This window comes from Halomonas denitrificans, from assembly GCA_019800895.1.
In the GTDB taxonomy this organism is placed as follows: domain Bacteria; phylum Pseudomonadota; class Gammaproteobacteria; order Xanthomonadales; family Wenzhouxiangellaceae.
This window is the reverse complement of the sequence record JAHVKF010000002.1, coordinates 139,782-150,106: the sequence shown is the minus strand read 5'-3', so window position 1 is coordinate 150,106 and position 10,325 is coordinate 139,782. Positions and strand designations below refer to the sequence as shown.

Here is a 10,325-nt window from a genome sequence, read left to right as displayed (position 1 = left end):
AGCCATGTCCGTGAGAATGAAGACCCTCGTCGCGCTGGCCCTGCTCGTTGCAGGCACCGCCGCGGTCGCCCAGGTGGCCACGCGTACCCAGACCCTCACGCTCGAGCCGGGATGGAACGCCATCCACGTCGAGATCGAGCCGCAGGACAACCGCATGGCCACGGTGTTCGCCGATATCCCGGTCGCCAGCGTCTGGCGCTGGCTGCCGACCGGGGCGGAAGCGCGCTTCGTCGAGGACCCGGCCGACGGCCTGGAAAACATCGAGGGCTGGTTCGCCTGGTTCCCGGAACCGCGGCCCGAAGCCTTCCTGACCAACCTGTTCCGGATCAACGCGAACACCGCGTACCTGGTCCATATCGAGGGCAGCCAGTCGCACCAGATCGACCTGGTCGGTCGTCCGGTCCTGGTCCCCCTGCGCTGGCAGACCGATTCCTTCACGCTGACCGGGCTGCCGGTCGCCGACGTCGATCCGCCGACCTTCGCCGAGTTCTTCTCCAACTCCGGCAATCACGCGGGCCAGCCGATCTACCAGCTCGACGACGACGGCCGCTGGCAGCCGGTCGATCCGGCGGCGACGGTGATCGAGTCCGGCGAAGCCTACTGGATCTTCACCCGGGGCAATTCGCGCTACCAGGGGCGTCTCGACGTGGTGCTCGACCAGGGCGAATCGATGGAATTCGCCGCCGCGCTCGACGAGATCCGCATCGTGGTCCGCAACCGCAGCGACCTGCCCGGGTCGTTCCTCGTTCGCCGGGTCGGCGGGGTCGGCATGCCGCTGTCGTTCCGCAACGAGGACCCGGACACGGGCGAGGTCGGCTGGCCGTTCCTGCCGTCCGTGCTGCCGCTGACCGCCGACGGGCGCGAGGACGTCTTCCTGACCCTCGGTGCCGTACGGCGCGAGTTCACCGCGAGCCGGATGGAGGAGATTCTCGAGATCACCGACGAGTTCGGCGAGCGCATGTTCCTGCACGTGGGCGGCAACACGCTGCAGCCCTTCGTCGCGCCCGTGCGCGACGCGAAGGGCAGCGGCGCGCCGAGCCTGGCCGGCCTCTGGATCGGCGAGGTGGAAGTGGATGCGGTCAGCGAATCGCAGCTCGGCGGCGTGACGCCCACGGATGCACCGCAGACCTTCACCCAGCGATTCCTGATCCACGTCGACAGCAGCGGCCAGGTCCGACTGCTCAAGGACGTGATCCAGATGTGGGAAGAGGGCACGCTGATTCCCAGCGACGAAGATCCCTCGATGCTCGAGGTCGACGAGCCGGGCCGCTACGTACTGATCACCGATCCCGCGCTGATCGGCCTGTACACGGGCGCGGTGAACCGGGGCGGGCGATCGGTCGGCCAGCGCTTCAGCACCGTGGCCTACGACTTCCCGTCCGACAGCCTGTTGTTCGACGGCGAGTTCGGGCCCGGCAACCAGATCACCACCACGCTGGTGATCGAGTCCGACCTGCCGACCAACCCGTTCCTGCACCGGTACCACCCGGACCACGACAACAAGGACGCCCAGTTCCTGAACCCCCGCATCGAGGCCTACCAGGTGGTTCGCGAAATGCGCCTCAACTTCCTGGTCGAGGATCCGACCGGCAGCACGCCGCCGGGCTGGGGTCAGACGCTGGTGGGCGGGGAATTCGAGGAATCGATCACCGGCCTGCACAAGAACACCATCTTCACATCCGGCGAGTTCCGGCTGCGGCGCATCTCCGCCGTGCCGGTGCTCAATCAGTGAGCCGAGACTCCTATGAGCAACGACACCGCCGTTCGAGGACCCCTGGCATGAGCAATCCGCACTCCAACACTCCGATCCGGGCCCTGGCAGCTGCCGGCGTCGTTGCGCTCGCGGCGGCCCTACCCAGCACGAGCCACGCCGAGTGGCCGGTCGCGTTCGGGTCCCTGGGCTTCGACGAAGTCGTCGTGGTCGAGGCCTCGGCCAGTGGCGACGTGTTCGTCGCGGGTCACTTCAGCGGCACGCTGGAAACCGCCGGCGGCAACGTCGTCAGCGAGGGGCTCCAGGATGTCTATGTCGCGAGGATCAGCCAGGCCGGCGACGTGCTCTGGATCGAATCGCTCGGCGGCCCACTGCAGGACGAGGTCGTCGATCTGTCGCTCGACGCGGCCAACGCGGCCTACGTGGTCGGCACGTTCACCGGAACGATCGGCGTCGGCGGCGGCACGCTCGGGCCGGCCGGCCTGGTCGACGGCTACGTTGCCAAGATCGACAGCCAGGGCCTCTGGAAGTGGTCCCGCGCGATCACCGGTACCGGCATCGAGGGCGCCACGAGCGTCCTGGCCCTTCCCGGCGACTCCGGTGTGTTTCCGCCGGTGCCCGAGTCGGTTCTCGTCGGGGGCGTCTACGAGTGCAACGCCTCGTTCGGCCAGGATGCGGGCGGCACGGTCGTCTCCCTGTCTCGTGGCGACTGCTTCCCGGGCCGCTCCGATCTCTACCTCGCGCGCTTCGATGCCAGCAACGGCGCGACGGTCTATGCCGCCGACCGCGGCAGCAACGCCACCGGCTTCGAAGAGGTCACGGAGCTCGCGGTCAACGACCAGAACCAGGTGATCCTGGCAGGATCGCAGGTCGTCGGCGGTTTGCAGACCGTGATCAATCGGGACTTCAACAGTACGTCGGGTACCTCGTTGCCGAGCGGCTGGACCCGCTCAGACAACACCTTCCCCTACGATGCCATCACCCGCGGTGATCCCGACAACGTGCTCAGCGGTTCGCGGATGCTCGGTCTGCGCCAGAACGCGGTCTCCGCGTTCTCGGAGATCGTCGATACGAGCACGGCGCAATCGCTGATCATCGAGCTGGATGCCTACCGCGGCGCCAACTACCCGAGCGATTTCAGCGTGGTCACGTCCACCTCGGACGTCAGCGTGCCCTGCATCATCTTTACCTGCATCGTCCGTACCACCACGACCTCCGTCGACTACGACGCCGGCGCCGTCTATTCCTACGCCCCCTATTTCAGCAGCCAGTGGTTCGAGGTCCAGTACCTGGACCGCTTCGGGGACTGGATCCGCCTCGGCAACCGTCTGCCGGCGATCGGCGCCGCGGGCCAGCGCTTCGATTTCCAGGACGAGAACGCGTTCGTGCTCGATGACCCGGACGCGTTCCACCCCGGATTCCGGCTGCGCTTCTACTTCAACGGCGGCGGCGGCACGGTGCCGTCCTATTCGTACAGCTGCACGACGACCCAGACGATCTGGAACGGCATCGTCACGTCCACGACCAGCAGCTGCAGCAGCATCAACTACCAGTACGACGACGCGGGCGTTCCGTGGTGGCACGTCGACGACGTGCGCGTCCAGACCGTGCCCCTGGGCCAGCCCTTCCTGCTGCCGGTCAACGACGTCCTGAGCGAGTCCGGCCCGACCTTCGATACCTCCAACGACCTGACGCTGGGCCTGACGATCGGCGACATGGTGATCGACCAGGCCAACGACCGCGTGGTGATCACCGGCACCCGCTCGGGCTCGCCGGTCCTCGGCGCCTGCGGAACGCTGACCGGCAGCGGCATGTACGTCGCGTCGCTGCGCTTCAACGATCTGGGCTGTGCCTGGGCGCAGACCGCCGACGGCGGCAGCGGCGAAGGCCTGACCGTCGATGCCACCGGCAACATCTACGCCACCGGTCAATTCACCGACCGGATCGACTTCACGGTCGATAGCGGGCTGAACTCGACCCTCGATGCCAGCGGCAATCCGAGCAGCGATGCCTTCATCGTCAGCTATCCGCCCAGCGGGACCCCGCTGCGCTGGGCGACCGGCGGCGGCGAGGTCAACGACGACGACAGCGATCCGAACTTCGGCATTCCCGCTTATGCCGGCGGCAGCGGCAGCGATGCCGGCCTGGACATCTCGACCGACGGCTTCTCGACCCTCTACGTCGCGGGTCGCTTCGAGTCGGTCGCGCGCTTTGGTCCCGTCGACAGCCTGGTCGCGCAGCAGGAGTCGGACGGCTTTGCGGTCAACCTCGGCACGGACGGGCGATTCTTCCAGGAGCAGGCCTGGTTCGCCGGGACGCCGCTGACGCCGCCGCCCAATGCGCTGGTCGACAACGTCGCCTTGCCCCCGGACTTCTTCGTCGACGGCGTGTCCTTCGACGCCATCGGCAACAAGATCTTCTCCTGGACCCGCGCCCAGGGCCAGGACGCGCGCCTGATCCCGCTGCAGCCCTTCGGTTCGATCGAGGTCCACTGGCGCATCCAGGGCCAGCCGCCGGGCAGCGACGCCCGCGTGGTCAGCCTCGGTGCGATCGCCTGGCCGCCCGAGCCGTGCAGCGACATCGTGACCAGCGATTGCTTCCAGGTCCACGTGGTCGGTGCGCCGGTCGAGGCCGAGCCGGCGACGGGCGACTACAAGGTGCTCGAGGTCGTCTCGCCGGCCTCCGGGTCGAGCAACCCGAGCAACAATGCCGGGCAGTTCTCGGCCACCCAGTCCGGGACCGCGTCGATCGTCTACGTCAATGGGCCGACGATCGATCCGCTGCAATACCCGACCGTGGTCGAGGTCGTTCGCACCTTGCCGTATCAGGCGGTTCCGCTGTTCATCGACGGCGTCGATGCCGAGATCGGCCAGCCGATCACCGACCCGTTCCACAACGAGCCGAACCGCAACGGTTTCGTGGTCAACGAACTGGCCTACTACGACGGCTTCGGGCCGGACGCGGCCTACAACCGGACCGGCCGTACCGGTCCGATCATCCCCGTCAACCGCGTCAGTCGTTCGCGTCCGCAGGACGCCGGCCGCGAGCTGGCCGTGGCCTGGTATCGCGCCAACGCCAAGGGTGTGTACTGGCCGGCCAAGACCGTCCGCTACCAACCGCGCTGGCCCTTCGATCCCGAGCGGATCATCATCGCCAGCCAGCTCGGTAGCGAAGTGCTGGGCCAGCAGCCGCTGGACCCGCTGCTCTATCCCTCCGGACGGATCTACATCCAGAACGAACGCGCGCAGCCCGGCTACAACCCGAACGACGAACATGCCTTCATGGCCCCGTCGGCGATCGGCAGCGGCGTCAACGCGGCGTTTGCGCTGCGCTCCGATTTCGGCGCCAACCTGGAGAGCGACCAGGCCGCGGCCTCCGACCCGTACGTGCTGTACAAGTTCTTCGACGAGTCGCTGCTCGAGTGGCGCTTCCGGGTGTTCCGCGTCGACGCCACCGGTGCCGGCTTCTCGGAATTCCGCTTCAACGGCACGGCCGCGACCACCGTGTCGCCGCCGTACCCGGTCCGCTTGCTGCCGAACTGCCCCGAGACCTTCGTCGAGGGCCAGGCCGCCGGTGAGCAGCCGCCGCCGCCGTTCTTCCAGGACTACTCGGCCCAGCTCTGGGCCAAGTCCGCCGGCACCGGCGCGGTGCAGTACTACTACCCCGCGCAGCCCGGGTTCTTCTCGGACCTGGACAACAACGACGTCAACGACATTGTCGGCCAGGCCTGCGTGCCTTGGCTGGCCCGCCTGCCCGCCGACCAGGGCGGCACGCCGTCGTCGCGCGATCCGATCAGCGTGACCTACGAGATCAGCTGGCCGGAAGAGCGGCCGTTGCTCACCGCCGGCGAAACGCTGCTGACGCCGAAGCGCGGCCTGCCGGACATCTACAACCAGGCGGCCGTCGAAGTCGTCTACGACCAGATCCAGGAAACCACGGTCAACCCGCTGCCTTCGAATACGCTGGCCCAGCTGATCGACCCGCTGAACCCGCGCATCGTCTATCTGCCGGCCATCCCGTCCAACGTTGCCAAGGAATTCCAGTCCGACGGCAGCGAAGCCATCGTCGGCTCGCTCGACGGCGAGATCAAGCTGCCCGTGTCGATCCGCGACCGCCTGCGCTACGACCCGATCAACAAGCGCCTGATCCTCACCGGCCTGTTCGACGAGACCGGTGCCGGCGAGCCCTTCCTGCTGCTCAACGTCCTGTCGCGCCGCGACCGACAGATCCTGAAGACCCTCGACGGCGGCGACGGCTTCGAAGCCCAGGCCTACACCAACGACTGCCTGACGCCGGGCTCCGGCTGCACCTGGGACCAGGCCGTCGAAGCGCTGTTCCGCCTCTCGCGCAACCCGCAGCGGATCGAGCAGATCTGCCTGATCTCGCGCCTGGACATCGACCGCAACCGCGTCTGCGAGCAGTCGCGCGCGGTCAACGCGGGCGACGTGCTGATCGGCTACGACGACCCGGCCGGCAACGGCGTGCTCGTGCCGTTCCAGGCCAGCGGCGTCAACCCGGCGCTGACCGCCGGCGCCGCCCAGGGCAGCGGCCTGATGACCGTGGCCTTCAACAACGACCCCGCGCTGGCGCCGCTGCCGGTCAGCCTCGAAGTGATCGAGGTCGGCTGCCTGTTCTCCGAGGGACCGCCGCAGATCGGGCCGGCTCCGTATCTCGGCCAGGTCAACGTCCTGGCGCCGGAGAACATCTTCGACGAGCAGCTCGTGCTGCGCCACAGCGGCGACTTCGGCGGCGATCCCGATGCGCTGGAGTTCGAGTGGTTCTTCGCCCCCGACGTCACCGGCAGCCCGCCGACCGAGGTACCGGTGCCCGAGACCGGTCAGCTCAACGGCTGGATCCAGTTCCCCGTCGACGACCCGCAGGGCGCGGTGGAAATCTCCATCCAGGGCGCGAACATCCAGACGCTCTCGGACAACTGGTACCTGGCCCGCTACCGCGGCCTGCCGGGCTGCGAGAACCAGACCGAGTGGAGCCTGTGGTCCGGCAGCCCCGGCGGGACCGCTGCCGAGCCGCTGGCCCAGCTGGCCGAGGGTTGGGTCAAGCGCGTTCTGGGTCGCCTGAATCCCTTCGAAGCCCGGGTGCAGAACTTCGCCCAGGCGGCGACCAACAACTTCGCCAGCATGCTGATCCAGCTCGGCGAGCGCTACGAGGGCCCGATCGCGTTGAACAACGATCCGGACAACCTCAACTCGATCGGCCTGATCGAGGCCTACACCACGGTGATGCGCCGTGCGCTCCAGCTGTCCGTCGACGGCACGCCGCCGGTCAACTACGGGCCGGCCAACAACGCGATCCTGCTGGTCGCCTCGCGCCTGGTCGAGTTCTACACGCTGCTCGGCAACGAGGCCTACGCCGACGCGCAGGACCCGACCATCGGCATCACGACCAATGACGGCAGCTTCTCGCTGGCGCCGAGCATCTACAACTTCCAGAACCAGCTCGCTTCCCTGCTCGACGAGGAACTGGTCCTGCTGCGCGGTCGCGACACCACGAACGGTCCCGTCACCGCGTCGCCGGTCTACAACCGCCTGTTCTGGAACTTCACCCAGGGCGACGGCGAGGTCGCCTACCAGCAGAGCTACAACATCTCGGACCAGAACTTCGACGGCGTCATCGACGAGTTCGACGCCCGGATCATGTTCCCGCAGGGCCACGGCGACGCCTGGGGGCACTACCTGACGGCGAACAAGATCTATTACGACCTGCTGCGTCACCCGTTCTACACCTGGGATCCTCGCATCGAGTCGTTGCTGGTCGCGGGCGTGGCGATCAACGTCGACTACGAGGACGAGCGGCAGTTCGCCAAGACCGCGGCCGCCAAGGCCAAGGCCGGCGCCGAGCTGGTCGACCTGACCTATCGGTCGCGCTACGTCGACGATCCGGCCGGCCAGTACCAGGGCTATACGGACACCAATGCCGAGCGGGCCTGGGGCCTGTCCGAATGGGGCCGCCGCGCCGGCATGGGCGCGTACTTCGACTGGGTGACCGCGAATTCCATCCTGCCGAGCGAGGAGGACGACCCGTCGGCGGTCGGAATCGAGCGCATCGACCGGACGACCATCCGTGAACTCGGCGAGATCGCGACCAACTACCAGGCCGTGCAAGGCCAGGTCGACGAAGCCGACGCCGGCCTCAACCCGCTGGGTCTCGCGACCGGCGTCGTGCCCTTCGACATCGATCCCTCGGTGCTGGATCGACAGAACAAGACCCAGTTCGAGCAGGTGGCCGATCGCGCGCTGGCCGCGCTGGAGAACGCGGTCAACGTCTGGGACTACGCCAACCAGCTCACCAACCAGATGCGGCGCAACCAGAACGAGGTCGACGACCTCGCGCGTGCCGCGAGCGGGCAGGAGTCCGATTTCTCGAACCAGCTGATCGAGATCTTCGGCTACCCCTACGCCGACGACATCGGTCCCGGCGGTGTGTACCCGGCCGGCTACAACGGACCGGACCTGTATCACTACATGTACGTCGACGTGCCGCAACTGGCCGGCACGCTGTTCGACTTCGACGGCGGCCTCGAGAACCGCAACATCGCGCGCGTCAAGCAGTTCACCGGCGTGTACCAGCCGGCCGCGAACGGCATCAACTTCTTCGACATGGCGCCGGCCCCGCCGGGAACGCCGAACGTCAGCAACGAAGGGGTCCCCTGCGAATTCGACGCCTTCGCCGCCGGCTGCGCGCTGGGCGAGCTCGATATCTCCGGGGCCGACAGTCTCGAGGTCGAATACACCACGATCGAGTCGCCGGACATCGGCCTGTGGTTCACCAAGCCCGAGAGCTGGACCGGCCAGCGGCGCGCCCCGGGACGTCTGCAGCAGATCCTGCAGCAGATGCTGCAGGCGCGGATCGCGCTGCGCCAGGCCATGCTGGAGTACGACCAGCTGAGGCTGGAGATCGAGGCACAGATCGACACGGTCCAGGCGACCTTCGACATCGCGCAGGGCAATCTCAACATCGCCAACGACACGCGGGGCACGCTGCGCGACCTGACGATCGCCACGGAGACCATGAACGGGGTGGCAACCGTGGCCAACCGGGCGGCGGCATTCCTGAACCGCTTCGCATCGAATACCGCGGAGTGCATCCCGACCCTGTTCATCGGCGGTCTCGCCGTCGGCACCGATGCGGCCAAGGCCGCGGCCTGCCCGCTGCGTCTGACCGGCGACGTCGCCGCGTTCACCCTGGAATCGGTCGCCGACGGCCTGAGCATTGCCGCCAGCGCGACCGACGCCTCGAAGGAAGACGTCGAACAGCTGTCCGGCATCCGCACGCAGATCAACGACACCAATCTCGACCTGTTCAACACCAAGGGCGTGATCGACGAGCTGATCCGCAAGGAGCCGCTGGCGCGCGCCGAAGTCTTCGCCCGGGTCGAGGCGATCAAGCAGCTGGTCGGCGATTACCAGGCGACCCTCGCGGAAGGATTGCGCGCCTACGACAGCCTGCTGACCTTCCGTCGCGAGGGCGCGGCGGAGATCCAGGAATACCGCTACCAGGACCTGGCGTTCCGGATCTTCCGCAACGACGCGCTGCAGAAGTACCGGGCCGCTTTCGACCTGGCCGCACGCTACGTGTACCTGGCCGCGGCCGCCTACGACTACGAGACCAACCTGCTGGGCACCGACAACCAGGCCGGTCAGCAGTTCCTGACCGACATCGTGCGCCAGCGCAACCTGGGCCAGCTGATCGGCGGTGAGCCGATGCCCGGCACGCCGGGCCTGGCCGACTCGATCGCCCAGCTGCAGCTGAACTTCGATGTGCTCAAGGGCCAGATGGGCTTCAACAACCCGCAGGTCGAGACCAATCGCTTCTCCCTCCGTCGCGAACTGTTCCGGATCCCGGACGGACCGGAGGGCGATGCCCTGTGGCGGAGGAAGCTCGAGGAAGCGCGGGTCGACGACCTGTGGACCGTGCCCGAGTTCCGCCAGTACGCGCGCCCCTTCGCGCCGCAGTCGGCCGGGCCGCAGCCCGCCCTGGTGCTCGAGTTCACGACCAACGTCACCTTCGGCCTGAACTTCTTCGGCTGGGAGCTGGGCTCGGGGGATTCGAGCTACGACTCCAGCCAGTTCGCGACCCGGATCCGTTCCGTCGGCACCTGGTTCGGCGACTACGCCGACCTGCCGCTGGCCCAGACGCCGCGGATCTACCTGTTCCCGTCCGGCGCCGACGTGCTTCGCGCGCCGTCCGCGGACGATTTCCGGACCCGCGAGTGGCAGGTGGTCGACCAGGTGATCCCGATCCCGTTCCCGGTCGGTCAGCAGGACCTGGAACGCTTCGACTGGCTGCCGATCGTCGACAACATTTCCGGCTCGCCGACCGACATCCGCCGCTACGGCCGCTTCCCGGCCTACCACTTCACCGAGCCGTTCGACGACTCGCAGGTGGTCGCCGACAGCCGGCTGGTCGGACGCTCTGTATGGAACCGCCGCTGGTTGCTGATCATTCCGGGCGGCACGTTCCTGGCCGATCCGGAGGAAGGGCTGGAAACGTTCATCAACGGCCAGCTCGTTCCGGGCTCGAACGAGCGCGACGGGCAGGGTGTCAGCGACATCCTGATCTTCTTCAAGACCTACGCCTACTCGGGGCTGTGATC

Annotated in this window: 2 protein-coding genes; both read left to right on the top strand. The window is 67.6% G+C overall.

The window, feature by feature from the left end; genetic code table 11:
- The first annotated feature begins 4 nt into the window (after positions 1-4).
- A complete protein-coding gene (locus KUV67_04915) occupies positions 5-1,732 on the top strand; it encodes a hypothetical protein (GenBank protein MBY6204209.1) in 1,728 nt (575 codons plus the stop codon).
- Between the two features lie 47 nt (positions 1,733-1,779).
- Positions 1,780-10,323, top strand: a complete 8,544-nt coding sequence (locus KUV67_04910) for a hypothetical protein (protein ID MBY6204208.1) — start codon at positions 1,780-1,782, stop codon at positions 10,321-10,323.
- Positions 10,324-10,325: the final 2 nt, after the last annotated feature.